The organism is Rugamonas sp. FW305-51, assembly GCF_058786935.1.
The window spans coordinates 1-24,891 of sequence record NZ_JBYSZG010000061.1; the positions used below are offsets into that span (position 1 = coordinate 1).

Genomic DNA, 24,891 nt, shown 5'->3' on the forward strand with positions numbered 1-24,891 from the left:
GGCGGAATTGGTAGACGCGCATGGTTCAGGTCCATGTGCCGCAAGGTGTGGGGGTTCGAGTCCCTCCGTGGGCACCATCTACCGGATACAGGAAAAAGCCGCAGACTTTCACGAGTCTGCGGCTTTTTTCATTGCCCCTTCCGTTATCCCCGCACGCCCCTCGCATGCCCGGTGTCGCGCCGCGATACCGCCAGTGCCACCGCACGCCCCTTCGCAGCCCGCCGTTGCAAATACAGCAAGCGGGGATGACACTGCCGGCCAGGCCGATCCCAACCGCGGCATCGGCACCACCGGCAAGAGGCCCCACCATGATCAAGCAATGCATCACCGCCGCCGCACTGGCCACCGTGCTGTGCGCCTGCGGCTCCAACGAGCAATCCATGCCGCCGCCGGAAGTGACGGCGGCCACCACCGTCATCAGCAGCACCACGGCGGCCGACATCGACAGCTACGTCCAGGACCAGATGAACAGACAGCACATCCCCGGCCTGACGCTGCTGGTGGCCAGCAACGGCACGCCCATCCTGCAGAAAGGTTACGGCCTGGCCAACGTCGAGCAGCACCAGGCCGCCGGCGCGGACACCATCTACCACATCGGCTCGGTGACCAAGCAGTTCGCCGCGGCCGGCATCATGCTGCTGGTACAGGACGGCAAGCTGTCGCTGGACCAGCACATCGCGCAACTGTTCCCCACGGCGCCGGCCAGCTGGAAGGACATCACCGTGCGCCAGCTGCTGCACCACACGGCCGGCTTCCCGCGCGACTACCAGGATGCGCTGGCATCGGTGTACGACCCGCAGCACGACTACACGCTCGATGAACTGGTGAGCCTGATGGGCACCATCCCGCTGGCCGCGCCGCCGGGCCAGGTCCACAGCTACAGCAACCTGGGCTACTTCCTGGTGGGCCTGGTGATCGAAAAGGTCAGCGGCCGCTCCTATTTCGACTTCCTGCAGCAGCGCATCTTTACCCCGCTGGGCATGCGCACGGCCGCCCTCGTCACAGCCCCGTCCACGCCGGGCACGGAAGCGTCGGGCTACGACTGGGACAATGGCTGGCTGCCCGACAACACCCTGCTGCCCGGCGATGATGGGGCCGAAGGCGGCCTGCGCATGAGCGCGCCCGACCTGGCCAAGTGGGACGCGGCCCTGTACGGCGAGCGCATCCTCAGCCGCCAGTCGCGCGACGCCATGTGGGCGCCCGCCATCCTGAACGACGGCAGCACCGTGACTTATGGCACCGGCTGGGAGCTCGATAGCATCAACCATCATCCCTACGTGTGGCACAACGGCCATACGCAAGGCTTCCACACCCAGTTCGAGCGCCATTACCTGGAAGGCTTGACCGTGATCGTGCTCAGCAACCTGGGCGACGCCCTGCCCGAGCGTATCGCGGCCGGCATCGTGGCCCGTATCAATCCCGCGCTGGCGTGGCAGACCGTGCCGGACCCGCAGCCGCAGGTGGGCGCGCTGGCGCGCAGCCTGATCGACGATGTCCTGGCCAACACCTTCCATCCGCAACGCTACACGGGCGAGGAAGCGGCCCGCCTGGCCGGCGGCGCTTTCGCCACCTATGCCGGCGCGGCAGCCGGTTTCGGCCCGCTGGAACGGTTCGGCCTGGTCGACAGCACCAGCAATAACGGCGTGACCACCTACCGCTACCTGCTCAAGTCGCACACCGACAGCGCCCTGCTGCTGCTCCAGCTCGACGCCACGGGCAAGGTCAGCGCCATGTATGTCAGCGCCATGTATTTCAACTAGCCCAAAGTTACTTTGGACAGTCCTCGATTTCCGGGGTTTCAATCAGCCAAGTTCGGCATGATTCCTCACACCATTCGTCCCGACTATGGCACTTACTTTGATAGCCCCCACATTCCAATTTCCGTACCATTAAATCAATGGCGAAATCAACATATCACCTTTATTTTCTCTGTGCGACAGGATGGCTGGGGCGACCAAACACAAGGACAAGTTATTGGCTTTAATCTGAGTACCTGCTCTGTCGCTCCGTTGGCGCCGCTCACCGATCTGGCGGCTATCCGATTCGAAAACGGCGATACGGTCGATATCGAACACTTACAGGAAAATATGCGCACGGGGCTAGATTGCCTCAACACTGCCGCCACCAACGAACATGGCACAATTACCATCACGTCCGCCTACCGGCCACCCAGCTACCAGGAACATTTACGGGAAGTGTGGGACAAATGGAGACTATTGAGGGATAAGCGAGAGGCGGAATGCCAAGAGCTAAAAGATGCGATTCACAGCGAATTCATACGCCACGGCCTACTCGCGTCGCAAAGGCCTGCCGCCGCCAACGGGCCTCATACGACTGGCGCCGCAGCCGACATAACATCATCACTACCACCGGACCGACTACAGCCCCTTGCCGAAGAATGTGAACTGAGAAGGCCACTTCCAATCACGGACCCGGTCCACTATATACACCAATAAGCGAGCGAGCTCATCATGAAACGAACGAACTTCTTCTTGCCGGTCGCTCTATTATTGAGCATATTGTGGTCAAGCCTGTCGCAGGCACAAGGCGGACAGGCGCAAGTTACCGTCTTGGCCAGCCAACGACTACGCCAAGACGGCACAGTCCAATATCTTTATAAGGTGAAGAACAACAGCAACCACCCTATAGTCGCGCTCGCAATTGGCGCAGATTATTACCATGGCACGTCGGAACTCAGCACCTATCCACTGGGTTGGTCAAACGATGGGACCATTCCTGATGGTAGCATCGCCTCCCCTGCTGGCTGGCAGCCAACTGTCGTCACGACGGAAGAGAGTCCTTTTGTTGAAATCGAATGGCGTAACGACGGTCAGTCAGACATCCAGCCGGGTCAGGTTGATGCCGGATTTGGGATTATCGTGGCACAGCCCAACGCGCAATACCTGAATGCGCACTGGACGGCAATATTTGGCGACGCCACCGCCGCCTCCGGCCAAGTGCAAACAGACGGGAGTCCGCGCCTGGTCGCCAAGCTGGCAAGCGCTAATCAACTTTCGCCCGGAAAATGGCAACTGTCGCTACAGTTGAACAACACGGGCGGTGGCACAGCTCAGCACGTCAGCTTAACACGTCTGACCTGCCGTACCCTGGCAGGCAGTGGCATCATTAACATCGCCACGCCCACCCTCCCGGCAACGTTAGGCGACCTTGGTGCGGGCGCCACCACAACTCTGCTGATCACCCTGAACGTGCCATCGACCGTAAGCAAATTTTCAATCGCTGAGAGCGGCACACTGAACACAGCCGACGGCACCAGTCTAGCCTTTTCGTCGGCCCAAGTCTTTTATCCCAAGAATTGATCCGAACCACATCTAGAGGAACCAGACATGTCCAACCTTCGCTACATCTTCGCTGCCTGCTGTGCCGCGCTCTACCTGAACTTGGCGCAAGCGGCCCCATTATTCAGCTTCAGTCTATTGCCGGCTGACGGAGCACTTTCCGGTCCGGCCAGGACGAGCATCGGCTGGGGCTACTCCATTACAAATCGCTCCAGTGACTACTTGGTGCCGACGGCCATCAACAGCGATCTATTTACACATGGCACACCGCTGGCGTTGTTCGACTTTCCCGTCGTCGCCCCCAATAGCACGGCTACCGAAGCCTTCGCCCTGGATAGTTCGGGTCTGTTTCAATTGACCTGGGACACCACCGCACCGAGCGGCTTTGTCAACGCAGGTTTGTTCGAATTGAGCGTGAGCATATATGACAGCGATCCTATGGCAGCGGGGAATTTATTATTTACGTCAAATGACATATTTACCCCCTATTCGGCCACGGTTGCCGCCGCCCCAACACCGCCGGGGGGGCAACTAGCTTACCGCTCCCATCAACCCTGGCGCTGCTATTGATGGGCGGGACGGTGGCGGCCTGGACCAGCAATTTCCAGCGAAAGAAGACATAGCCGCCCGAAAAAAACCAATGCCACCCTTGACGCGGCGGCGCGCATGCCTCATTATGCTGCCTCTGCTGCAGAACACGCGGCAGAGCAAGAGTAACAACAGTGCCCACGTGGCGGAATTGGTAGACGCGCATGGTTCAGGTCCATGTGCCGCAAGGTGTGGGGGTTCGAGTCCCTCCGTGGGCACCACTCTACCGGATACGCGAAAAAGCCGCAGATCTGCAAGGATCTGCGGCTTTTTTCATGCCCGCCCGCCCCGCGCGCCGATTCTGCGCGTGCAGGGCAAATCGCTATTGACGGACGCCGATGTGTCCATTAAGATGCGTGCCTCTGTTGCAGCACATGCAGCGACAGTGAGTAGCAAGCAGTTCAGTGCCCACGTGGCGGAATTGGTAGACGCGCATGGTTCAGGTCCATGTGCCGCAAGGTGTGGGGGTTCGAGTCCCTCCGTGGGCACCACTCTACCGGATACGCGAAAAAGCCGCAGACTTTCACCAGTCTGCGGCTTTTTTCATTTCCGCACCACACTACGCACGCCATCGTCGGCTAATTTGACATCGCCGCTGCCGCAAACCGACTGCGGGCCGCCATCTTGTACTACACTGGCATTACTCGCGTGCAACGTACCGCCTAGCCCATGACCCAGCAGCCCCCGATCGGCCTCGCGCACACCATCCTGATCGCCACCAGTTCGGCGCCGGACCTGTCCGCGCTGCAGCGCCTGCTATCCCAGCACGGCTTGCTGCTGCAATCGGTCAACAAAGGCGACAGCGTCCTGAGCGTCGCCGGCCAGGGCGCCATCGCCCTCGTGCTGCTCGACGTCACGCTGGCCGGCAGCGCCAGTTTCGAACTGTGCCAGCGTCTCAGCCAGGGCGCCGCCCACCCGCCGGTCTACCTGCTGTCGGGCACGCCCAGCGAGGACGAGCGCAAGCGGGCCCTCGCCGCCGGCGCCAGCTGCTACCTGCCGTTGCCGTTCCAGGCCGACGCGCTGGCCGAACAGATCGTGGCCCAGGTGGGCAGCCAGGCCACCGTCAGCCCCGCGCCGCGGCTGGACGAGCTTGAAATCAATTACCACACCATGCTGGCCGGCTCGCCCGACGCCGTGCTGCTGCTGGACCTGGAACAGAATCGCCTGCTCAACGTCAACCGCGCCAGCTGCCAGCTGCTGGGGCGCAGCGAAGCGCAGTTGCTGCAGTCCAGCTTGCTTGCGCTGTGTCCGCCCGCCCAGCCCGGCGGCCGCAGTTCGGCCGATACCCTGGCCGACCAGCTGGCCATGGTGGCGGCCGGCGACATCCGCGTGTTCGAAGCGCGCTTCAGCCACGGCACCGGCCGCCCCATCGACTGCGAATTGCGCATGGTGGCGCTGGACGTGCCGGGCCGGCGCCTGATGCATATCCGCCTGGTCGACGTCACCCAGCGCAAGCGCGCCGAGGCGCTGCGCGAAGGCCAGAACCAGCTGCTGGAAATGGTGGCCGGCGGCGCGCCGCTGCAAGCCACGCTGGACCAGTTGATGCGGCTGATCGAATCGCAAGCGGACGGCGTGCTGTGCTCGGTCATGCTGCTGCGCCCGGATGGCCGCAGCATGTACCCGGCATCGGGCCCCAGCCTGCCAGCCGATTATCTGCGGGCGCTCGACGGCGTGGCCATCGGCCCCGGCGTCGGCTCCTGCGGCACGGCCATGTACCGCAAGGAGACGGTGATCGTGTCCGACATCGGCAACGATCCGTTGTGGACGCCCTACCGCCAGCTGGCCGCGCCCCATGGCTTGCGGGCCTGCTGGTCCATTCCCATCCTGCTCGACCAGGACCAGGTGCTCGGCTCGTTCGCCATGTATTACCGCGAAGTGCGCTCGCCGGCCGCGGCCGACCAGCGCCTGATCAACGTGGCCACCCACCTGGCCGGCATCGCCATCGCCCGCACCCGCCGCGAGGAAGAGCTGGAACGGCACCGGGAACGGCTGGAAGAAATGGTGGCGGCCCGCACGGCCGAACTGCAAACGGCCATGGAACAGGCGGAAATGGCCAACGACGAACTGAGCACGGCGCTCGACAACCTCAGCATGACCCAGGATGAACTGGTGCGGCGCGACAAGCTGGCCGCCCTGGGCACGCTGGTGGCCGGCGTGGCGCACGAGCTCAACACGCCCATCGGCAACAGCCTGATGATGGCCACCACCATGAGCGAGCGCACCCGCGCCCTGCAGCACGACGTCGAAGGCGGGCTGCGCCGCTCGGCGCTGGAAAGCTTCCTGGCGCAGGCGGCCGAAGCGGACGCGGTGGTGGTGCGCAACCTCACGCGCGCAGCCGGCCTGGTCGACAGCTTCAAGCGCATCGCCGTCGACGCGGCCAGCTCGCAGCGGCGCTGCTTCCTGCTCGACCGGCTGGTGACGGAACTGATCCTGCCGTTGCAGGCGGCCGTCAGGGACTGCGACCTGACCGTGATCGAAGACATCGGCCCCAACCTGGAACTGGACAGCTACCCCGGCCCGCTGGGTCAGGCCCTGACCCACCTGTTCGAAAACTGCGTGCTGCACGGCTTCGAGGGCCGCACGGCCGGCACCATCACGCTGTGGGCCCGCGCCACGGCCACCGGCGAAGTGGAATTGACGGTGAGCGACAACGGCGCGGGCATCGCGCCGGCCCAGCTGTCGCGCATCTACGACCCGTTCTACACCACGCGCCTGGGCCATGGCAGCAGCGGGCTGGGCCTGTACATCACCCACAACATCGTCACCGGCGTGCTGGGCGGACGCATCGAAGCGGCCAGCACCGAGGGGCAAGGCACCTGCTTCACGCTGCTGCTGCCGGCCGTGGCGCCCCGCTGAACCGATGCGGTCCCGTCCTGCCCCCCTGGCGCTGGAGATGGCGCCCATGCGCAGCGAATTCCGCAGCGCCGACGCCGAGCGCCGCTTCCAGCGGCACCACCTGGCCGACACCCAGGCCCAGCTGCGCGTCGCCTTCCTGTTCTGCGCCTTCTTCTATCTGGCCTTCGCCATCACGGACGTGATGTGGATGGGCTATACGGCCCACAGCGCGCTGCTGGTCGGCGCCCGCCTGCTGGTGGTGGGGATGGGGCTGGGCAGCCTGCTGCTGCTGCGCCGCTATCCCCGCTCGCTGGCCATGACGCGCATCGTGGCCACGGCCACCGAAGCGGCGGCCTGCGCCGGCTTCCTGCTGATCGCGGCGTTGCGCTCGACCGAGTTCTCGCTGCACGCGATCTCGATGACCATCCTCATCATCGTGCTCTACATCTACATCCCCAACCGGCTGCTGTATGCGATGGGCGTGGCGGCCACGGCCACCGTGGCGTTCGTCGGCCTGGCCTGGCGCCTCGGCAATATGCGCAGAGTGGAGCTGGTCACCATGGCCGTCCTGCTGACGCTGGCCAATGTGTTCGGCTACATGGCGGCGCGCCGCTACCAGCTGCTGTGGCGCAAGGAATTCCGGGCCCAGACCGTGCTCAAGAACCTGTCCGTGCGCGATCCCCTGACGGGGTGCTACAACCGGCGCCACCTGCACGACCAGCTGCTGGAGACGGAACTGTCGCGCGCCCAGCGCTACGGCCTGAGCCTGACCGTCATCATGTGCGACCTGGACCACTTCAAGAGCGTCAACGACACCTTCGGCCACCATGGCGGCGACGCCGTGCTGGTGGCCTTTGCCGGCCTGATGCAGGCCATGACGCGCGACAGCATCGACAGCGTGGTGCGCTACGGCGGCGAGGAGTTTCTCCTGATCCTGCCGGAGACGGACTTGCGCGGCGGCGTGCAGCTGGCCGAGCGGCTGCGCCAGGCGCTGGCGTCCAACCCCATCCCGCACGGCGAGCATGCGATACGGGCCACGGCCAGTTTTGGCGTGGCCAGTATCGATTTTTCCGAGCCCGAAAGCATCGCCGCCCAGCAGACGATGATCGCCACGGCCGACAACCTGCTGTACGCGGCCAAGAAAGGCGGCCGCAACCAGGTATGCGCGCTGCAACTGCCATGAACTCCGCGATACCCAATCCACCCCGCGCGCTCCCTGCCCAGCCGCAACCAGGGCCATGGCGAGGATTGCCGATACAGTTACGGCTGCCGGCGCCGCGATTGCGGTTGCGGACGCCGTTTTCGCTGCGGCCGCTGGCCGCCATGCTGGCCGCCGCGCTGCTGCTGGCCAGCGCGGCCCTAAGCGCCGCGCCCGCGCCCTGGTTCAAATGGCGCAGCAAGCTCGACGGCACCACCGTCTGTTCGCAGACGCCGCTGGGCCCGGGCTGGGAGCGGGCTGGCGGTCCCTACCGAGATAGCCGTTGCGAAAAGCTATCACTTGCTAAATAATGAGGTGCAAACACACGGGTTAGCCCCGGCGATGCCGCAGGACCGGTTTCAAACAAGCAATAGCTGTATCCCATCACAACGAGGAGAATCTATGTTTACGAATCCCGAACAATTTGCCAACGCCACCAAAGCCCTGTTTGAATTTCAGCTTGAAACCTTCAACGCCCTGACCAACAAAGCCGTGCAAGGGGTGGAACAAGTCGTGGCGCTCAACATGGCCACCGCCAAGTCCAACGTGGAAGACGGCCTGGCCGCCGGCAAGGCCATGAGCCAGGCGCAGGACCCGAAAGCGGCCATGGAACTGGCCGCCGCCCACGTACAGCCCGGCATGGCCGGCGCCGCCGCCTACAACCAGCAGCTGGGCGACATCATCGCCGAGATCCGCGAAGAATTCACCCGCGCCGCCGACGCCCACATGGCCGAAGCCAAGAGCAACCTGAGCGCACTGATCTACGACGTGACCAAGAATGTGCGTCCCGGTTCCGAGAACGCGGTACAGATCGTCAAGACCGCCATCGACAACGCCTTCAGCGGCTACGAGCAAGTGACGACGGCCACCAAGCAAGCCGTGCAAGCGGTCGAAGCCCAGATCGCCAAAGCCGCCGCCATCGTCGACCAAGCTCCCGCCAAGGGCGCGAAGAAGTAAGCGCCCCGAAATAATGGGGACGTACCCCATTTCTTCCGTTTTCCTAAAATGGGGTACGTCCCCATTTTTCTGTGCCCTGCCGCTGGGTGTCGTCCTGTTCCGAATGTGCTGGGCAAGCGGCGCCGGACACGATAGACTGTACATAGATACAGTTATCCCGTCGTCCCGCCCGCCGCAATGATCAAAGTCCTGGAAAACCCGTTTTACTATCTGGATAACTTCCATCAGGTCCTGGCGTGGATAGGCGAACGCTACGACGACCTGCTGACGGCCGACGAACGCGCCTTCATCCACGGTTTCCCCGCCCTGCCCCAGACCGCCCGCGCCCTGTTCGTGCGCATGGTGATGCGCAAGGGTGAGCTGTTTCGCGCCAGCAAGCTGGCCTACGCGGAAATCGGCAATGCCATGGCCGCCGCCGCCCCGCTGGTCGAACAGGGCTGGATCGCGGCCGACCCCGTGCTGACGCTGGACCAGCTGTTCGATCTGCTGCAAAAACCGGAGATCGGCCACCTGTTCCAGCTGTCGCCCCAGGAAAAATCGCTGCGCAAGGCGGAACAGCTGGACGCGCTGCGCCCCCGCCACGAGGGTGCCCACCGCTTTTCGGCCTGGTATCCGGACGCGGGCGACCAGGTCTACCACATCGTCACCCAGCCCCTGTGCGACCGGCTGCGCCTCATCTTCTTCGGCAATTACCACCAGGACTGGACCGAGTTCGTACTGTCGGACCTGGGCATCTACCAGTACGAGAAGGTGGCGTTCTCGCCGGCCGCGCGCGGTTTCCGCACCCGGCGCGACATCGACGACTACCTGCAGCTGCACCAGTGCCGCGAACGCTTCCTGGCCGGTGAGGACGTGGCCGAGGTGCTGGCCGGCCTGCCGCCCTGCGCGCCCGACAATGAATGGCTGCACAGCCGGCGCGACCGCCTGCTGTTCCAGATCGCCCAGCAGCTGGAAAAGCAGCAGGACTGGGCCGCCGCCCATGCGCTGTACGCGGACTGCGCCTATCCCGGCGCCCGCGCCCGCGCCATCCGCGTGCTGGAAAAGGATGGCCGGCCGGAGGCGGCCTACGCCCTGCTGCAAACGGCCTGGGCCCAGCCGGAGAGCGAGGCGGAACGCTTGCAGCTGCTGCGCATGGCGCCGCGCCTGGCGCGCAGCCTGGGCCACGCCAAGCCTGCCGGCGCCGCGCCCGTCCAGCCCGAGCGCATCGACCTGAGCCTGCCGCCGCCGGACCAGCCGAGCTACGTGGAGCTGGTCGTGCGCGACCACCTGACGCGCGACGACGCCCCCGTCTACTACGTGGAAAACGCGCTGATCAACTCCCTGTTCGGCCTGTTGTGCTGGGACGCCGTCTTCAGCGCCATCCCCGGCGCCTTCTTCCATCCGTTCCACCGCGGCCCGGCCGACCTGCACAGCGCCGACTTCCAGCGCCGCCGCGCGCCCCAGTTCGCGGCCTGCCTGGCGCAGCTGGACGACGGCAGCTACCGCGCCACCATCATGCGCAACTTCGCCGCCAAATACGGCATCCAGTCGCCGTTCGTTTTCTGGGAAGCGATCGACGAACCGCTGCTGGCACTGGCGCTGGACTGCATCCCGCCCCGCCACCTGCGGCACGCGTTCGAGCGCATCCTGCAGGACGTCAAGGCCAACCGCAGCGGCTTCCCCGACCTGATCCAGTTCTGGCCGGCGGAGCGGCGCTACGCCATGATCGAAGTCAAGGGCCCCGGCGACCGCCTGCAGGACAGCCAGCAGCGCTGGATAGACTACTGCGCCGCGCACGACATGCCGGTGGCCGTGTGCTACCTGCAGTGGGCACCATGAGCGCACGGGACACGATGAGCGCACCCAACGCAACAGCCGCGCCGGCGACCGGCAGCGCGACGCAGCCAGGCGGCGAGCGCCGCTACACCGTCGCCGTGCGCGCGCTGTGCGAATTCACGGCCAAGGCGGGCGACCTCGACCTGCGCTTCACACCCGCCCCCACGGCACTGGAAGGCATCGCCGGCCACGCCTTGGTGGCCGCCCGCCGCGACGACGATTACGAGCGCGAGCTGCCGCTGTCGGGCGACTACGGCCCGCTGCACGTGCGCGGCCGCGCCGACGGCTACGACCCGCGCCGCCGCCAGCTGGAGGAAGTGAAGACCTACCGCGGCGACCTGTCGCGCATGCCGGACAATCACCGCCAGCTGCACTGGGCCCAGCTGAAAATCTACGGCCACCTGCTGTGCCGCGAACGGCAACTGGAGCAGGTGCGCCTGGCGCTGGTCTATTTCGACATCGCCAGCCAGAAGGAAACCGTGCTGCACGAAGAGCACACGGCAACGGCGCTGCAAGCCTGGTTCGAGCAGCAGTGCAGGCTGTTCCTGCAATGGGCGCAACAGGAACTGGCGCACCGCGCCGAGCGCGACGTCCAGCTCAAGGCCATGCCCTTCCCCCATGCCGTGTTCCGCCCCGGCCAGCGCCAGCTGGCCGAAGCCATGTACAAGGCCAGCAACCGCGCCTGCTGCCTGCTGGCGCAGGCGCCCACCGGCATCGGCAAGACGGTGGGCAGCCTGTTCCCCATGCTCAAGGCCAGCGCCGAGCATGGGCTGGACAAGGTATTCTTCCTGGCCGCGAAAACGCCGGGCCGCCAGATGGCGCTCGATGCGGCGGCCGTGCTGCGCCGCGCGGCGCCGCTGCTGCCGCTGCGCACGCTGGAACTGGCGGCCCGCAGCACGGCCTGCGAACATCCGGCGCTGGCCTGTCATGGCGAGTCCTGCCCGCTGGCGCGCGGCTTCTACGACCGCCTGCCCGCCGCCCGCGCCGCCGCGCTGCAAGTGGCCACGCTGGACCGGGCCGCCCTGCGCGAAGTGGGCCTGGCGCACCAGGTCTGTCCCTACTACCTGGGCACAGAAATGGCGCGCTGGGCCGATCTCATCGTAGGCGACTACAACTACTATTTCGACACCGGTGCCATGCTGCACGGCCTGACGCAGATGCACGACTGGAAGGTCAACGTGGTGGTGGACGAAGCACACAACATGGTGTCGCGCGCCCGCGCCATGTACTCAGCCGAACTGGAACACGCGGCCCTGCGGATCTTGCGCAAGGTCGCGCCGGAGGAACTGAAAAAGCCGCTGGACCGCGTCCACCGCCAGTGGAACGCACTCGAGAAGGAACAGGAAGCCGAGTACCAGGCCTACCCCGCCCTGCCCGACAAGTTCATGGCGGCGCTGCAGGGTGCGGCCGGCGCCATCGCGGACTACATGGCCGACCATCCCGGCCATGTGGACCCGGAGCTGCAGTCGTTCTACTTCGACGTGCTGCAATTCACGCGCCTGGCCGACACCTTTGGCGGCCACTCCCTGTTCGACATCGACCGCAGCGGCCCGGCCGGACGCAACGCAAGCCACAGCAATTCCCTGCTCTGCATCCGCAACATCGTGCCCGCGCCCTTCCTCAAGCCGCGCTTCGAGGCGGCCCACGCCGTCGCCCTGTTCTCGGCCACGCTCAGTCCGTGGAACTACTTCAGCGATACGCTGGGCATGCCCGCCACCACGGCCTGGGTTGACGTGGAGTCGCCGTTCGCGGCCGAGCAGCTGTCGGTGCAGGTGGCCGGCCATATCTCCACCCGCTACCAGCACCGGCGCCAGTCGCTCTCGCCCATCGCGGCGCTGATGGAGGGCCAATACCGGCGCCAGCCCGGCAATTACCTGGCCTTCTTCAGCAGCTTCGACTACATGGAGCAGGCCGCCGCGCTGTTCGCCGAACGCTGCCCGGACGTGCCGCAGTGGCGCCAGGCGCGCCGCATGGACGAGGCGGAGCGGGCGCAGTTCCTGGACCGGTTCACCAACGACAGCATGGGCATAGGCTTCGCCGTGCTGGGCGGGGCCTTCGGCGAAGGGGTGGATTTGCCGGGCGCGCGCCTGATCGGCGCCTTCATCGCCACGCTGGGCCTGCCGCAGATCAATCCCGTCAACGAGCAGATACGCGAGCGCATGCAGGCCACCTTCGGCGCCGGCTACGATTACACCTACCTGTATCCCGGCATCCAGAAGGTGGTGCAGGCGGCCGGCCGCGTGATCCGTACCCAGACCGACCGCGGCACCGTGTACCTGATCGACGACCGCTTCGGCCGGCCCGAAATCCAGGCCCTGCTGCCGGCCTGGTGGCATGTCGAACGGGCCGCGCCGCCGGCCGCTACTGCATGACGGCCCGCAGCTTCTGGTAGCCGCTGCGGCTGACGGGAATGCGGCTGCCGTCGTGCAGGATGGCCACGTGGCTGCCGCGGATGGCCTGCTCGATGCGGCTCACGCGCGCGATGTTGACCATGTACGAACGGCGAACGGTGCAAACGGCCCGATGACGATGCGGCAGGGGAGTGTGGACGGCGCCGCGGGATGGCCCGGCGCCATGGCCATGGTGCGTAGGAGTCAGGACCGGCCGATGCCGCAATAAGGCCAGGCACACAGGCGCAGGCCCCACCCCAGCTGACGCCGGATTTCGTCCGGCGTCGGCGGTGGTTTGACGTCATGGGATCGGCGCTCCAGGTATGCACGCACGAGGTATTTGGATGGGTGGTTTGATTGTGCCATGATGCCCTCGCATGGTCAGCACTATTGTTGGTGCCGGGGACTCGGGGCGCCCGGCCAACCCGTTGATGGCGGTCCGTAGCGGACGCCTCATCAGACAACCCATCATAGGCCCGCGCAGGGTACGGGTACTGTACGCTCCCGCACATACGGATCGGCGCGCGCCGGCGTCACAGTTTCTGCTGCAGGAACTCGAGGAAGCAGCGGATGCGTTGCGACAGCTGGGTGTTGCGGTAGTAGACGGCATGGATCTGCTGCCGGTATCCCGTGTAGCTGCCCACCAGCACCTTGACCAGCCGTCCGGCCTCGATATCGGCGCTGGTCATGAAGTCGGCCAGGCAGGCGATGCCCTGGCCGGCCAGCGCCAGCTGGCGCAGCGTCTCGCCACTGGTGGCCGTCATGGTGGGAGTGATGGCCAGGCTGTTGCCGCCCGGGTGGCGCAGCGGCCACTGGTTGCCCGCCTCGTTGTGGGCAAAGCCCAGCAAGGCGTGGCCGGCCAGCTCTTCCGGCGTGGCCGGAATACCATGGGCGTTCAGGTAGGCGGGGCTGGCCAGCAAGTACAGCGGGCTGGAGCCGAGCGGCTGGGCATGCAGCGTGGTGTCGGTCACGGCGCCGACCCGGATCGCGATGTCGGTACGCTGCTCGATCAGGTCGGCGATCTGGTCGTTGCTGCTCAACTGCAGGCGGATCTCCGGATACAGCGCGCGGAACTCGGCCACGTGCGGCACCACACAATGGAGCATGAACGGTGACGCGGCATCGACGCACAGGCGGCCGGCCGGCTTTTGCTGGCGGATGCGGATCGCCTCCTCCGCTTCTTCCATGGCGGCCAGGATGTTGCGTGCCCGGTCCAGGAACAGGTGGCCCTCCTCCGTCAGCTCCATGCGGCGCGTGGTGCGCGTGAGCAGCGAGGTGGAGAGCTTGTCTTCGAGGCGCGACAGCGCGCGGCTGACGCCGGAGGTGGTTTGCCCCAGGTGGATCGAGGCGGCACTCAGGGTGCCGCTGTCGATCACGGCGACGAAGGTTTTCAAATCGTCGGAATGGATATCCAAAATAGTCCCGCGTGGTGAATACATTGAAACGAACCACCGTCACGCCACATACAGCAGCACGGCACCATAATGGCACATGCTGCCGCCGAGGACGAACAGATGCCAGACGCCGTGCCCATGGCGCAGTTTATGATCGGTGGCATAAAAACCAATGCCGCCCGTGTACAGCAGGCCGCCGGCGGCCAGCCACAGGAAGCCATTCCAGCCCAGCGCCGCGATCAGCGGACGGGCACCGATCACGCCCAGCCAGCCCATCAGCACATAGATCAGCAGCGACAGCACGCGCGCCCCGCGCGCATACCACAGCTCCTGCACGATGCCGACCACGGCCAGCGCCCAAACGGCACCGAACAGCCACCAGCCCCACGGTCCGCGCAAACTCACCAACGTAAAGGGCGTGTAGCTGCCCGCGATCAGCAGGTAGATGGCGCAGTAGTCGAGCCGCCGCAGCCACTGCTTGGCCGGGCCGCGCACACTGTGATACAACGTCGAGGCCAGGTACAGCGTCAGCAGCGACGCGGCATACACGCTGAAACTGACCACCTTCCAGGGATCGCCGCTGCGCGCCGCCAGCACGATCAGCAACGTGCCGCCGATGGCCGCCAGCGCGGCGCCGACGGTGTGGGTGATGCTGTTGAAGCGCTCTCCGTAGTACATGAACTGGTTCCGATGCGGACATGGCGCCGCAAGGCTTGCGGCGGCCTGCTGCATTGTATAGCGCAGCAGCCGATGCCGCCTTGACCTGGCACAGCTTTAAGCCAGCGTTCATCCTTGCTGGCCGGCGGTCGCGTTACCAGAGTTGCATTGGTAAAAACGCAATCTTAACACAGCATTTTGTTGGCGAGAAGAAATGTTACAACTTTATCGATAATATTAAAAGACTATTACCTGCAGCCAGCGCGGCACCACGCTGACGCCGGCCGCCGCCACGCTGCGGTTCACGCTGGAGCGGGCGTTCTGAACCGGGCAGCCCCCGTGCCGCGGGCCCGATGTGGTATGGTGCGCCACATGACGCACGCTATCCCCTATCAACGCTGCCTGGTGATGGCCGGCGGCGGTTTCCGTTTCGGCATCTACCTCGGCATGTACGCGGCCGCGCGCCAGGCCGGCTGTGCGCCCGACCTGCTGCTGGCCAGCTGCGGCGGCTCGATCGCCGCCACCATCATCCACCAGCTGCCCGACGACGCGGCCCGGCGCGCCTGGCTCACTTCGCGCGACATGTACCGCTTCTGGTGCGAGCTCAGGTCGGCCCAGCACACGGGCATGGCGGGCACGCTGCTGCGCGCGGCCAGGCGCAAGCTGTCGCCGGCCAGGGCGCCCGTCGTTCCGGACCTGTTTGGCGACTACCTGTTCGAGATTCCGCCCGCCCTGCCCTTCCCACCCCAGGCCGGCACGCCCGAAGTGGACGTGGCCATCATCGGCGGCCGGCTGCTGTTCGGCCCCGACGACGTGGGCCAGCCGCGCGGCGCCCGCAAGCTGTTCGCCGAGACCGTGTTCTGCGGTCCGCGCGCAGCGGCCCTGCTCGAGGGCATGCGCTCGCCGCTCAGCGACCCGCGCTGGGGCGAACATGCCGTGGCCGACACACTGCAGACCGACAGCGGCGTGCCGCTGGCCGTGGCGGCCCGGCTGTCGATCGCCGACATGGTGTATTTCCGCTGCCAGCACCACGCCGGACACGACTACATCGGCGGCGTGCTCGATCTGTTCCCGGTCGAGATCGCGCGCCGCCTGGCCGGCCATGTGGCGATGGAATACAAGGAAGCGTTCGACCAGGCCTTCGCCATTCCCGCCTGGCGCGCCGTGCTGGGCCTGGACGGCAACGAACGCCTGCGCTACGCCAACAGCCACCCGGCCGACGTACGCATCGACGCCTCGGACGTGTCGCGGGTGCTGGCGCGCCAGCAGATGCAGAAGAAACTGGACTGGCGCCGCAACCGCATCCGGCTTGTCATGCCGCGCGATTACGCCACCTTCGTCCAGCATATGAACGACCAGTGGCAATACGGTTATGAGCGGGGCATGGAAGCGTACACCCGGCCGGCCGGTCCGCTGCCGGCCTTCCGTGCCAGCAACCGCCATACCGAGGCCAAGCGCGGCGGCTAACCATGGGGTGACATCCTGGATGCTAGTATAGATATCAAAAAAGCATGACAAAATTTCCATTTAATGGAATAATGTACTGTCTTTTTGACATTGTTATACTTAATATCAGGGATACAGACATGAAAAAAATCAACTTCCTGCTGGGCGCGCTGCTGGCCGCCGCAGCGGCCGCCCCCGCCTACGCCGCCGACTTCAGCTTCAGCGGTACCATCCAGACTCACAAGGATGTGATCGAAATTCCCTTCACGCTGGCCCACGATGCCACCGACGTCAAGGTCTGGACCGATTCGTTCAAGGACGGCTTCAATTTCGATCCGATCACGGCCGTCTGGAAAGATGGCGTCAAGGTGGGTGAGAACGATGACAATGCCGGCATTGGCCCCAACCAGACTTACTTTGATTCCGGTCTGACGTTCAATACTCTGAGCGCAGGCAACTACCTGTTCACCATCGCCACCTACAACAACTTTGCTATCGGCAATCTGCTGAGCCAGGGCTTCAAGTACGACCACGATACGCCCATTGCGCTGGCCAACTGGTGTGAACCGGCCAACCACTGCGGCATGCATCCGAACTGGAGCGTGCACCTGAGCGGCGTCGACAGCGCCACCCCGCCGCCGGTGCCGGAACCGGAAAGCTACGCCATGCTGGCGGCCGGCCTGGGCCTGCTGGCCGCCGTCGCACGCCGCAAAAACCAGGCGTAATTCTCCGCTCGCGGCGCCCGGCGCCATATCCATTTATCGCCGTTGCCGATAAATCGGGGGTGGCGCCGCTTTAATTTGATGAGTTAATCCCGCCCGGCATCAACGGCACAGCTGCGCCCACGATGCCTCGAACTCGGCCGGCGCCACGTCCTGGGCCAGCAGGGTCAGGTCGCGCGCGACGGAAATGTAGCGCTGGAAGCCGATGTAGGCGCCGAACGCATCCTTGGCATTCACTTCGCCGCACGGTGCGCCCTTCTTGCCAATGAACTGGTTGCGGAACTGGGCCGATGACGGTTCGAGGATCTTTTCCTTGACGTATTTTTCGCCGAGACTGGTCAAGGTTGCGGCCGACTCCCGCTGACGCTGCGCCTCCGACTTGCCGCAGGCGGCCAGACACATGCACACGAGGCCGGCCACCAGTAAGGCCGATTGCTTCTTCTTCATTTTCTATCCTGATAGCTATTGCACAACATGATCGCCTGCATCATTTTCCCGGCCATTATCGGGCAAAACGGGATTCTTCGCTTGCAAGATTGCCAAAATGACATTCGACGAGCATGGAACACAGGCAGCGCTCTTCCTTAACGCCTATGCGGGGGGCGATGTTGACACAGGAGATAGCAGCCCCGCCTCGCCGGCCGATCCGGCCCGCTTCAAGGCCAGGCCGGGCGCGCCATGTGAAACAGCGCGTCGGCGCCTATCTCAAAATAGTCGGCCGGGCCGCCGCCGCGCAGGATGGGCCGCGCCGCGGCCGTGTCGTACACGCCGCCGGGCAGCAGCTGGCGCGCGATATGCACGCCCACCACCTCGCCCAGCACCAGCCAGGTCGGCACGGCGCCGCCGTCCGCCCCCTGCAGCTGGATGATCTGGGTCTTGCGGCATTCGAAGGCCACCGGGCTTTCCGCCACGCGCGGCACGCGCAGCAGGCGCGACGGCGCCGCCGTCAAACCGGCCAGCACGAATTCATCGACCTCGGCCGGGGCCGGCGCGCAGCTCGCGTTCATGGCCTCGGCCAGGGGCCGGGTGGCCAGGTTCCACACGAATTCGCCCGTCTGCTCGATATTGCGCAGCGTATCCTTGCGGCCGATGCTGGCAAAACCGATGATGGGCGGGGTGTAGTTGAAGGCGTTAAAAAAACTGTAGGGCGCCAGGTTCAGCCCGCCCGCCGCGCCGCGGCTGGCGATCCAGCCGATGGGACGGGGGCCGACGATGGCGTTGAACGGGTCGTGCGCCAGGCCGTGGCCTTGCGACGGCTGGTAGAAATGGATGGAATCGGCGGGCGTCATAGGAGATGGCATCAGGTGGGACAGTGCGGTCGGCTTGTCGCATTTTCGCACACGTCCGCCGTCCAACGGGGCGCAAACGGCACGTTTGCCCAACACAAACAGAGATGAAAACAATTAATACAAATATGTGATTGTCAGGCAATGGTGCGTGCCTTAACCTAGCCGGACGTATGGCCCTGCGCGCCCGGCGCGCGGCGGCCAATTGACCTCGTCTTCACCGGCCCGCCATGTCCCCTGCCCTTACTTTCCGTCCGCTCGCCAAACCGCCCACCAAGCTGTTGCGCACGCTGCGCCGCGATGCCGGCTGGCCCGCCACCGACCCCGGCGACCATGCCCAGCCCAACCCGCTGGGACGGGTGCAGTGGGTCAGCGTGGAGGCGGCCAGGGACACGATAGGCATCGCCAGGCTGGAACTGGCCCCGCCCGAATTCTGCTATGTGGCCGACCTGATCGTCGCCAGCAAGCACCGGGGCCAAGGGGTGGGCCGCTGGTTTCTGCAACATATCGAGCAATATTGCGCGGGCGCGGGCATACGGCGTCTGTTGCTGCAGGCGGCGGCCGACACCGAAACCTTTTACGCGGCGCTGCAGTTCGCGCCCGATCCGCGCGCGCCCGGGTTCCTGAAGAAGGAACTCAATCCGTTCCAGCGCAGGATGTTCCTGCCCTGATTATTGCGCCGACAGCGCACCATCGTCAGTCCCCCAGGCAGATGCCCAAGTCGCGCGCCGTCTGCACCGTGTCGCCGTCCAGCGGCACGCCCTTCATGCGCCCGGCCACCAGCGACAAGGCCACGTATTGCATGTTGGGATAGGCCAGCGACACCATGATGCCGGACTGCCCGGCGGCCAGCGCCCGCACGGCCGCGGCGCCGAAGCGCAGCGCCGCCAGCCGGTCGAAGGCGCTGGGACTGCCGCCGCGCAGCAAATGGCCCAGCACCACGGCCCGCGCGTCCTTGCCGGTGCGCGCCTGCAGCTCGCGCGCGACATGCTCGCCGGCCCCGCCCAGGCGTTCCACGTGGCCGCCGGTGGCCGGCGCCAGCACGTCGCGTCCGCCGCCGGCCGCCTGCGCCCCTTCCGCCACCACGACGATCGAATAACAATGGCCGGCCTGTTCGCGGCAGGCGATGGTCGCCGCCACCCGCTCCAGGTCGTACGGAATTTCCGGCAGCAAGATGGCGTGGGCACCACCGGCGATCCCCGTGTGCAGCGCAATCCAGCCCGCGTAACGCCCCATCACCTCCACCACCATCACGCGCTGATGGCTCTCGGCCGTGCTGTGCAGCCGGTCCACGCATTCGGTGGCGAAGGCGACGGCCGTGTCGAAACCGAAGGTGGTGGTGGTCTGGTCCAGATCGTTGTCTATGGTCTTGGGCACGCCCACCACGCGCAAGCCCTTGCGCGCCAGCGCGTCGGCGATGGTGAGCGAACCGTCGCCGCCCACGGCCACCAGCGCATCGATGCCTTCGCGCGCGAACCAGGCCAGCAGCTCGTCGCTGCGGTCCACCTCGCGCACGGAGCCGTCGGCCTGCGTGGTAGGAAAACTGAGCGGATTGCCGCGGTTGGTGGTGCCCAGCATGGTGCCGCCCAGGTGGGCGATGCCGCGCACGCGTTCGGCCGTCAGGCGCAGCACGCCGCCGTCGGGATAGCGCTCGGGGCACAGGATGCCGTTGTAGCCGTCGCGGATGCCGTAGCATTCCCAGCCCCGCTCGAGCGCCGCCAGCACCGTGGCGCGGATCACGGCGTTGAGGCCGGGCGCGTCGCCGCCGCCCGTGTTGATGGCGATACGGCGTATCGGTGCTGACATGGCATTCTCCTGCTGACGAAAAGTGTGCGTTGGCGCGCCCGGCCGGGCGCCGATGCCACGCAGTATCCGCGCCCGCCGGCGCGGCGTCAACCGGGCGGCCGGCGGGCGACGGCAGCGGCGGCGGCGGCGCCGGTCCCGCCTTTGCGCCGGCCGTTGCCGCGGCTTAAAACAGGGTTTGCTGGCGGCTGGTCAGGGCCGTGTAGTCGTCGTCGAGGAAAGGCAGGATGGCGTCGGCCACGGGCTGCAGCTGGCGCGTCAGGTAGTGTTCGTAGTCGATCGCCGCGCGCCGCGCCTCCAGCGGCTCCGGTCCGGCCACCGTCATCACGTAGCGGATCCAGCCGCCGCGCTGGTATTGCAGCGGGCGCCCGTGCTGGCGGTTGTAGTCGTCGGCGCTGCGGGCGGCCCGCACGTGGGGCGGCACATTGCGCTGGTACTCTTCCAGCGGGCGGCGCAGGCGCTTGCGGTACACCAGCAAATGATCGTACTCGCCGCTGGCGGTGCGGCGCGCGTAGTCGCGCACATAGTCGCGGTAGGGCTGGCCCTTGAAGATGCGCTCGTACAGGCCCTGCTGGAATTGCTGCGCCAGCGGCGTCCAGTCCGTGCGCACCGTCTCCAGGCCCTTGTAGACCATTTGGTCGCTGCCATCGGCGCCCGTCACCAGGCCGGCGTAGCGCTTCTTGCTGCCCAGGTCCGAGCCGCGGATGGTGGGCATCAGGAAGCGCCGGTAATGCGTTTCGAATTCCAGCTCCAGCGCGTTGTCGAGGCCGAACTCCTGCCGCAGGTGCTCGTCCCACCACTGATTGACGTGGCCGACCAGGGCGCGCCCGATCCGGCCCGCCTGGGCGTCGTCGTGCGCGTGTCCCAGCCAGACGAAAGTGGAATCGGTGTCGCCGTAGATGACCTGGTAGCCCTGCGCCTCGATCAGCTGGCGCGTGCGGTGCATGATCTCGTGGCCGCGCAGCGTGATCGACGAGGCCAGGCGCGGATCGAAGAAACGGCAGCCACTGGACCCGAGCACGCCGTAGAAGGCGTTCATGATGATCTTCAAGGCCTGCGACAGCGGCTTGTTGTGCTCGCGCTTGGCCGCCTCCCTGCCCTGCCAGATCTGGCGCACGATGGCCGGCAGGCAGTGGCGCTCGCGCGCAAAGCGGGCGCCGCGAAAACCGGGCACGGTGTCCGCGCCTGGCTGGGCGGACATGCCTTCCACCAGTCCCACCGGATCGATCAGGAAGGTGCGGATGATGGACGGGTACAGGCTTTTGTAATCGAGCACCAGCACGGAATCGTACAGGCCGGAGCGGGAATCCATGACGAAGCCGCCGGGGCTGTTCTCGCCTACCACGTCGCCCAGGTTGGGCGCCACATAGCCCTGGCGGTGCATCATGGGCAGGTACAGGTGTTCGAACGCGGCTACCGAGCCGCCGCTGCGGTCGGCCGCCAGGCCCGTCACGCTGGCCCGCTCCAGCAGGAAGGTGAGCAGCTCGGTGTGGGCGAAGATGCGGGTGACCAGTTCGCAGTCGTGCAGGTTGTAGCGGGCCAGGGCCGGCTTGTCCTCGGCGAAGCGGCGCTCGATTTCGGCCATGCGCTGGTAGGGGTTGTCGATATCCTTGCCTTCGCCCAGCAGCGTCTGCGCCACGTACTCCAGGCTGAACGAGGGGAAGCTCCAGGTGGCCGACTTGAGGGCCTCGATGCCGTCGATGATGAGCCGCCCGGCCGCCGCCGCGAAATAATGCTGCTGGCCGCCGCCATGCTCGCGCCACTCCATGGCGCTGCCGTCGCGTCCGAACAGCAGCGGCACCTGGTAGCGCTCGCCGTGCTCGCGCAGTACGCGCAGGTCGAACTGCACCAGGTTCCAGCCGATGATGGCATCGGGGTCGTGGGTGGCCAGCCAGGCATTGAGCCGTTCGAGCAGCTGGGCCCGGGTGTCGCAATAGTCGAGCGCGAAGTCGAGCGGGGATTCGGGCAACAGCGCATCGCCGTTCGGTGGCCCCAGCATGTAGACCTGGCGCTGGCCGCAGCCCTCGAGCGCGATGGAGTACAGGTCGCCGCGGGCCGTCGTCTCGATATCGAGCGACACCAGGCGCAGCTTGGGACGGTAGCCGGGGGCCGGCTTCAACCCGCAGTCCAGCAGCAGTCCGGCGCCGCGGGCGCCATCGGGGCCGGGCTGGCCGCCGAAGGCCACGGGCGCCGTGATGAAGCGCTCCATCAGGTAGCGTTCCGGCGGCCGGATGTCCGCCTCGTACACGTCCACGCCGTGCGCGCGCAAGCGCTTTTCCACCTTCAGCAACTGGCGGTATTGGCGGCAATACAGGCCCAGCACGGGCCGGCCGTGGAAGTCGTTCAGGGCCAGCGGACGCAGCTCGCAGCCGCGTTCGGCCTGCAGCAGCTGTTCGGCCTGCGCGCGCTGTGCGGCCGGCACGAACGCCACCGCCCGCTGCACGGGCAGGCGCAGCTGACGCGGGCCATGGTCGGTGGCCAGCCAAAACTCGACTTCGGTACCGGCTGCCGTATCGCGCCAGTGCCGGGTCAACAGAAAACCCTGCTCTTCTTGCACCCCTGCCTACCTTTATTCAGACTTGGAACGACGCCGCGACCCATCGGTGAGAACGCCGGCGCGGCATCTTACACCGTACCAACCTGACGGCGAAAAATCATCCTCGCCAGGCGGCGCGGGCGATCATCAGACCCAGCGACTTCTTGTACAGCCCAGGTACAAGGTTGGCCTGGGTGACTATGCCAGAGCGCCGTCGGCCGTCGTCAATGAGCGGGGAAGATATGTACCGCGGCATGCGGCCACGAAAAGATAAGGCGCAGACAAAAAAGTATCTTTTATCAACAGCGATATTTTATACAATTAAGAATTATATTTAAGATAAAATTATAAAAATTACCTCAAAAATTCCCAACCATTAATTGCTTGGCCCGGAGAGTAGACATCAGGGCGTGATGCAACAAGAATGTAGCAGCATGTCCCATGACGCCACTGCAAATCACATGCGAGGTGAGAATGAACGAATTTGTGCACGCCGTTATTCAAGACGATGTATCTGTCCAAATTGGCGGCATTGCTTTTCAGGAAAGAAACGAACTTATCGCTGCTTTTCATCACGTGCTTGCCGATAATCCAGATGCAATTTTGTCGATAGAGGCCGAAAGGACGAGCTTTTTCAGGGCGATAGGGAAGGCAATTTACGCAGCTCACTTCGCAGGATTCTCGCCGCAAAACATTCATGTAACTGCGGAAGGAAAGCGGATAGAACCTCAACCTTAAGGGCGATGTGGAAATCGAAATTGCGGTGACGAGCTATCGTCGAACAATTGAAATTGAGATATTCCACCTTCCGAAGGCCTCCCGCGTGGCTAGCCCAATTACGCGGCGCAGACGACCATCTGGTCCAGCGATTTCTGGTACAGGCCGGCTACCAGGTTGGCCTGGGTGACCATGCCCCTGAGGCGGCTCGCCGTATCGACCACGGGCAGGTGGTGGTGGCCATAGCTGGCGAACATGGGCACCAGTTCGGCGATCGGCTGCAGCAGATGGGCCGTCTTGACGTCGCCGCTCATGATGTCGCGCACCAGCACCCGTGGCCGCAGCCGAACCGAGCCCGGCAACCCGCCGCTGGCATGGGCATGGGCGTGCACGACAAAGTCCGTTTGCGTGACGATGCCAATCACGCGCTGCTCATCGTCGACGACGGGCAGCGCCTTGATCTGATGTTCACGCAGCAGGCTCCAGGCCGCATCGGCCGTCGTTTCCGGCCGTACCGTGCGCGCCGCCGCTGTCATGACGTCGGCGCAGAACAGGTTTTCCATGTGCCGGCGATAGGCCCGTATCTCCACTTCGTTGAACAGCGCCTGCAAGTCCTCCGCCTCCACGTCGAGCATCTCGCCATGCTGGGCCAGCGCTTCCTCGAGGTCGGCCCGCGTGAAGCCGGTGCGGCGCGCCGCCGCTGCGACGCGATGCGGATAGCGGTGGCCAGTCAGGCGGTGATACACCAGCGCGCTGGCCAGCAGGGCCACGGAATTGAGGCCGACCGGCGCCAGCACGAAGCCGTACCCCAGGCCGTGGACCGTGCTCCCGCCCAGCACGGCCGTCAACGCGACGGCGCCCGATGGCGGATGCACGCAGCGCAGGTAGAACATGGCGGCGATCGCGAGCGGCACGGCCACCGTGGCCGCCACCATGGAATCGCCGATCGCGCGCACGCACGCCACGCCCACCAGGGCCGAGACCAGGTTGCCGCCCAGGATGGACCAGGGCTGGGACAGCGGGCTGGCCGGCACCGCAAACAGCAGCACGGCCGAGGCGCCCATGGGCGCCAGCAGCAAGGGCAGGCTGCTGTTGGCGCCCACGGCCAGCCGGGTCAGGCCGGCCGTGAGGGCGATGCCGAGCAGCGCGCCCAGGCAGCTGCGCAGTCGTTCCTTATTGTTGATATGGATGGCGGCGGGGGTGTATCTGAATAACCAATTTCTAACCGGGGACACAACAGAACCTTTA

The 24,891-nt window shown here is 65.5% G+C and carries 22 protein-coding genes and 3 tRNA genes; 17 read left to right on the plus strand and 8 right to left on the minus strand.

The annotated features are described in order from the left end of the window. The 13 genes from AC3WOS_RS25980 (at position 1) to AC3WOS_RS26040 (ending at position 13,064) form a co-directional block, all read left to right on the plus strand. Positions 1-77, plus strand: a tRNA-Leu gene (locus tag AC3WOS_RS25980). A gap of 231 nt (positions 78-308) precedes the next feature. Then, positions 309-1,760 (plus strand): serine hydrolase domain-containing protein, encoded by a 1,452-nt coding sequence (locus AC3WOS_RS25985; RefSeq protein WP_492719884.1) that lies wholly within the window; start codon positions 309-311, stop codon positions 1,758-1,760. Between the two features lie 57 nt (positions 1,761-1,817). Next, a complete protein-coding gene (locus AC3WOS_RS25990; RefSeq protein ID WP_492719885.1) occupies positions 1,818-2,456 on the plus strand; it encodes a M15 family metallopeptidase domain-containing protein in 639 nt (212 codons plus the stop codon). A 15-nt stretch (positions 2,457-2,471) separates the two neighbouring features. Further along, the gene (locus AC3WOS_RS25995; RefSeq protein WP_492719886.1) at positions 2,472-3,320 is read left to right on the plus strand and encodes a hypothetical protein; all 849 of its coding nucleotides are present in this window, start codon (positions 2,472-2,474) and stop codon (positions 3,318-3,320) included. Positions 3,321-3,347: 27 nt separating this feature from the next. After that, entirely contained in the window at positions 3,348-3,869 is a 522-nt protein-coding gene (locus AC3WOS_RS26000; RefSeq protein ID WP_492719888.1) for a hypothetical protein, read from the plus strand. 154 nt (positions 3,870-4,023) lie between these two features. Then, positions 4,024-4,108 (plus strand) — tRNA-Leu (locus AC3WOS_RS26005). A gap of 185 nt (positions 4,109-4,293) precedes the next feature. After that, positions 4,294-4,378: transfer RNA gene (locus AC3WOS_RS26010), tRNA-Leu, on the plus strand. Positions 4,379-4,556: 178 nt separating this feature from the next. After that, positions 4,557-6,743 (plus strand): ATP-binding protein, encoded by a 2,187-nt coding sequence (locus AC3WOS_RS26015; protein ID WP_492719890.1) that lies wholly within the window; start codon positions 4,557-4,559, stop codon positions 6,741-6,743. A 46-nt stretch (positions 6,744-6,789) separates the two neighbouring features. After that, complete coding sequence (locus AC3WOS_RS26020) at positions 6,790-7,905, plus strand: GGDEF domain-containing protein (RefSeq protein ID WP_492719892.1); 1,116 nt, start codon at positions 6,790-6,792, stop codon at positions 7,903-7,905. Between the two features lie 98 nt (positions 7,906-8,003). Further along, positions 8,004-8,231 (plus strand): hypothetical protein, encoded by a 228-nt coding sequence (locus AC3WOS_RS26025; RefSeq protein ID WP_492719894.1) that lies wholly within the window; start codon positions 8,004-8,006, stop codon positions 8,229-8,231. A gap of 91 nt (positions 8,232-8,322) precedes the next feature. Then, a complete protein-coding gene (locus tag AC3WOS_RS26030; protein ID WP_492719896.1) occupies positions 8,323-8,877 on the plus strand; it encodes a phasin family protein in 555 nt (184 codons plus the stop codon). 177 nt (positions 8,878-9,054) lie between these two features. Continuing rightward, on the plus strand, positions 9,055-10,695 hold the full coding sequence (locus AC3WOS_RS26035) for a VRR-NUC domain-containing protein (RefSeq protein ID WP_492719898.1): 1,641 nt from the start codon (positions 9,055-9,057) through the stop codon (positions 10,693-10,695). Next, complete coding sequence (locus AC3WOS_RS26040; RefSeq protein WP_492719900.1) at positions 10,692-13,064, plus strand: helicase C-terminal domain-containing protein; 2,373 nt, start codon at positions 10,692-10,694, stop codon at positions 13,062-13,064. Before AC3WOS_RS26035 ends, AC3WOS_RS26040 begins: the two co-directional genes overlap by 4 nt. Here the strand turns inward: AC3WOS_RS26040 and AC3WOS_RS26045 are convergent. The 3 genes from AC3WOS_RS26045 to trhA form a co-directional block, all read right to left on the minus strand. Further along, entirely contained in the window at positions 13,054-13,185 is a 132-nt protein-coding gene (locus AC3WOS_RS26045; protein ID WP_492719902.1) for a LytTR family transcriptional regulator DNA-binding domain-containing protein, read from the minus strand. The two genes, AC3WOS_RS26040 and AC3WOS_RS26045, sit on opposite strands and share 11 nt — an antisense overlap. A gap of 430 nt (positions 13,186-13,615) precedes the next feature. Next, the gene (locus AC3WOS_RS26050) at positions 13,616-14,497 is read right to left on the minus strand and encodes a LysR substrate-binding domain-containing protein (RefSeq protein WP_492719904.1); all 882 of its coding nucleotides are present in this window, start codon (positions 14,495-14,497) and stop codon (positions 13,616-13,618) included. 39 nt (positions 14,498-14,536) lie between these two features. Continuing rightward, positions 14,537-15,154, minus strand: a complete 618-nt coding sequence (gene trhA / locus AC3WOS_RS26055; protein WP_492719906.1) for a PAQR family membrane homeostasis protein TrhA — start codon at positions 15,152-15,154, stop codon at positions 14,537-14,539. 351 nt (positions 15,155-15,505) lie between these two features. Between trhA and AC3WOS_RS26060 the strand changes: the two genes are divergently transcribed. Both AC3WOS_RS26060 and AC3WOS_RS26065 read left to right on the plus strand, forming a co-directional pair. After that, on the plus strand, positions 15,506-16,600 hold the full coding sequence (locus AC3WOS_RS26060; RefSeq protein ID WP_492719908.1) for a patatin-like phospholipase family protein: 1,095 nt from the start codon (positions 15,506-15,508) through the stop codon (positions 16,598-16,600). Between the two features lie 119 nt (positions 16,601-16,719). Next, on the plus strand, positions 16,720-17,304 hold the full coding sequence (locus AC3WOS_RS26065) for a DVUA0089 family protein (RefSeq protein ID WP_492719910.1): 585 nt from the start codon (positions 16,720-16,722) through the stop codon (positions 17,302-17,304). 99 nt (positions 17,305-17,403) lie between these two features. On the opposite strand, the gene AC3WOS_RS26070 is transcribed toward AC3WOS_RS26065, so the two are convergent. Both AC3WOS_RS26070 and AC3WOS_RS26075 read right to left on the minus strand, forming a co-directional pair. Next, positions 17,404-17,748, minus strand: coding sequence for a hypothetical protein (locus AC3WOS_RS26070; protein WP_492719912.1), 345 nt, complete (start codon positions 17,746-17,748; stop codon positions 17,404-17,406). Positions 17,749-17,957: 209 nt separating this feature from the next. Then, complete coding sequence (locus AC3WOS_RS26075) at positions 17,958-18,590, minus strand: flavin reductase family protein (RefSeq protein ID WP_492719913.1); 633 nt, start codon at positions 18,588-18,590, stop codon at positions 17,958-17,960. A 227-nt stretch (positions 18,591-18,817) separates the two neighbouring features. Between AC3WOS_RS26075 and AC3WOS_RS26080 the strand changes: the two genes are divergently transcribed. Further along, a complete protein-coding gene (locus AC3WOS_RS26080) occupies positions 18,818-19,258 on the plus strand; it encodes a GNAT family N-acetyltransferase (protein WP_492719915.1) in 441 nt (146 codons plus the stop codon). 25 nt (positions 19,259-19,283) lie between these two features. On the opposite strand, the gene AC3WOS_RS26085 is transcribed toward AC3WOS_RS26080, so the two are convergent. Together AC3WOS_RS26085 and AC3WOS_RS26090 are read right to left on the minus strand one after the other, a co-directional pair. Then, on the minus strand, positions 19,284-20,393 hold the full coding sequence (locus AC3WOS_RS26085; RefSeq protein WP_492719917.1) for a 6-phosphofructokinase: 1,110 nt from the start codon (positions 20,391-20,393) through the stop codon (positions 19,284-19,286). A 163-nt stretch (positions 20,394-20,556) separates the two neighbouring features. Beyond that, on the minus strand, positions 20,557-22,947 hold the full coding sequence (locus AC3WOS_RS26090; protein ID WP_492719918.1) for a DNA polymerase II: 2,391 nt from the start codon (positions 22,945-22,947) through the stop codon (positions 20,557-20,559). 420 nt (positions 22,948-23,367) lie between these two features. On the opposite strand from AC3WOS_RS26090, the gene AC3WOS_RS26095 reads away from it, so the two are divergent. Then, a complete protein-coding gene (locus AC3WOS_RS26095) occupies positions 23,368-23,664 on the plus strand; it encodes a hypothetical protein (protein ID WP_492719919.1) in 297 nt (98 codons plus the stop codon). A 98-nt stretch (positions 23,665-23,762) separates the two neighbouring features. On the opposite strand, the gene AC3WOS_RS26100 is transcribed toward AC3WOS_RS26095, so the two are convergent. Continuing rightward, positions 23,763-24,878 carry an HPP family protein gene (locus tag AC3WOS_RS26100; protein WP_492719921.1) on the minus strand — a complete coding sequence of 372 codons (1,116 nt, stop codon included), beginning with the start codon at positions 24,876-24,878 and terminating at the stop codon, positions 23,763-23,765. Positions 24,879-24,891: the final 13 nt, after the last annotated feature.

Bases quoted from the DNA above. Each gene is read 5' to 3' on its own strand.
- trhA (WP_492719906.1), bottom strand. From the start codon at position 15,154: ATGTACTACGGAGAGCGCTTCAACAGCATCACCCACACCGTCGGCGCC.
- AC3WOS_RS26030 (WP_492719896.1), top strand. From the start codon at position 8,323: ATGTTTACGAATCCCGAACAATTTGCCAACGCCACCAAAGCCCTGTTT.
- AC3WOS_RS26000 (WP_492719888.1), top strand. From the start codon at position 3,348: ATGTCCAACCTTCGCTACATCTTCGCTGCCTGCTGTGCCGCGCTCTAC.
- AC3WOS_RS26020 (WP_492719892.1), top strand. From the start codon at position 6,790: ATGCGCAGCGAATTCCGCAGCGCCGACGCCGAGCGCCGCTTCCAGCGG.
- AC3WOS_RS26095 (WP_492719919.1), top strand. From the start codon at position 23,368: ATGACGCCACTGCAAATCACATGCGAGGTGAGAATGAACGAATTTGTG.
- AC3WOS_RS26060 (WP_492719908.1), top strand. From the start codon at position 15,506: ATGACGCACGCTATCCCCTATCAACGCTGCCTGGTGATGGCCGGCGGC.
- AC3WOS_RS26045 (WP_492719902.1), bottom strand. From the start codon at position 13,185: ATGGTCAACATCGCGCGCGTGAGCCGCATCGAGCAGGCCATCCGCGGC.
- AC3WOS_RS26085 (WP_492719917.1), bottom strand. From the start codon at position 20,393: ATGTCAGCACCGATACGCCGTATCGCCATCAACACGGGCGGCGGCGAC.
- AC3WOS_RS26080 (WP_492719915.1), top strand. From the start codon at position 18,818: ATGTCCCCTGCCCTTACTTTCCGTCCGCTCGCCAAACCGCCCACCAAG.
- AC3WOS_RS26075 (WP_492719913.1), bottom strand. From the start codon at position 18,590: ATGACGCCCGCCGATTCCATCCATTTCTACCAGCCGTCGCAAGGCCAC.
- AC3WOS_RS26070 (WP_492719912.1), bottom strand. From the start codon at position 17,748: ATGAAGAAGAAGCAATCGGCCTTACTGGTGGCCGGCCTCGTGTGCATG.
- AC3WOS_RS26065 (WP_492719910.1), top strand. From the start codon at position 16,720: ATGAAAAAAATCAACTTCCTGCTGGGCGCGCTGCTGGCCGCCGCAGCG.
- AC3WOS_RS25995 (WP_492719886.1), top strand. From the start codon at position 2,472: ATGAAACGAACGAACTTCTTCTTGCCGGTCGCTCTATTATTGAGCATA.
- AC3WOS_RS25985 (WP_492719884.1), top strand. From the start codon at position 309: ATGATCAAGCAATGCATCACCGCCGCCGCACTGGCCACCGTGCTGTGC.
- AC3WOS_RS26015 (WP_492719890.1), top strand. From the start codon at position 4,557: ATGACCCAGCAGCCCCCGATCGGCCTCGCGCACACCATCCTGATCGCC.
- AC3WOS_RS26035 (WP_492719898.1), top strand. From the start codon at position 9,055: ATGATCAAAGTCCTGGAAAACCCGTTTTACTATCTGGATAACTTCCAT.
- AC3WOS_RS26040 (WP_492719900.1), top strand. From the start codon at position 10,692: ATGAGCGCACGGGACACGATGAGCGCACCCAACGCAACAGCCGCGCCG.
- AC3WOS_RS25990 (WP_492719885.1), top strand. From the start codon at position 1,818: ATGATTCCTCACACCATTCGTCCCGACTATGGCACTTACTTTGATAGC.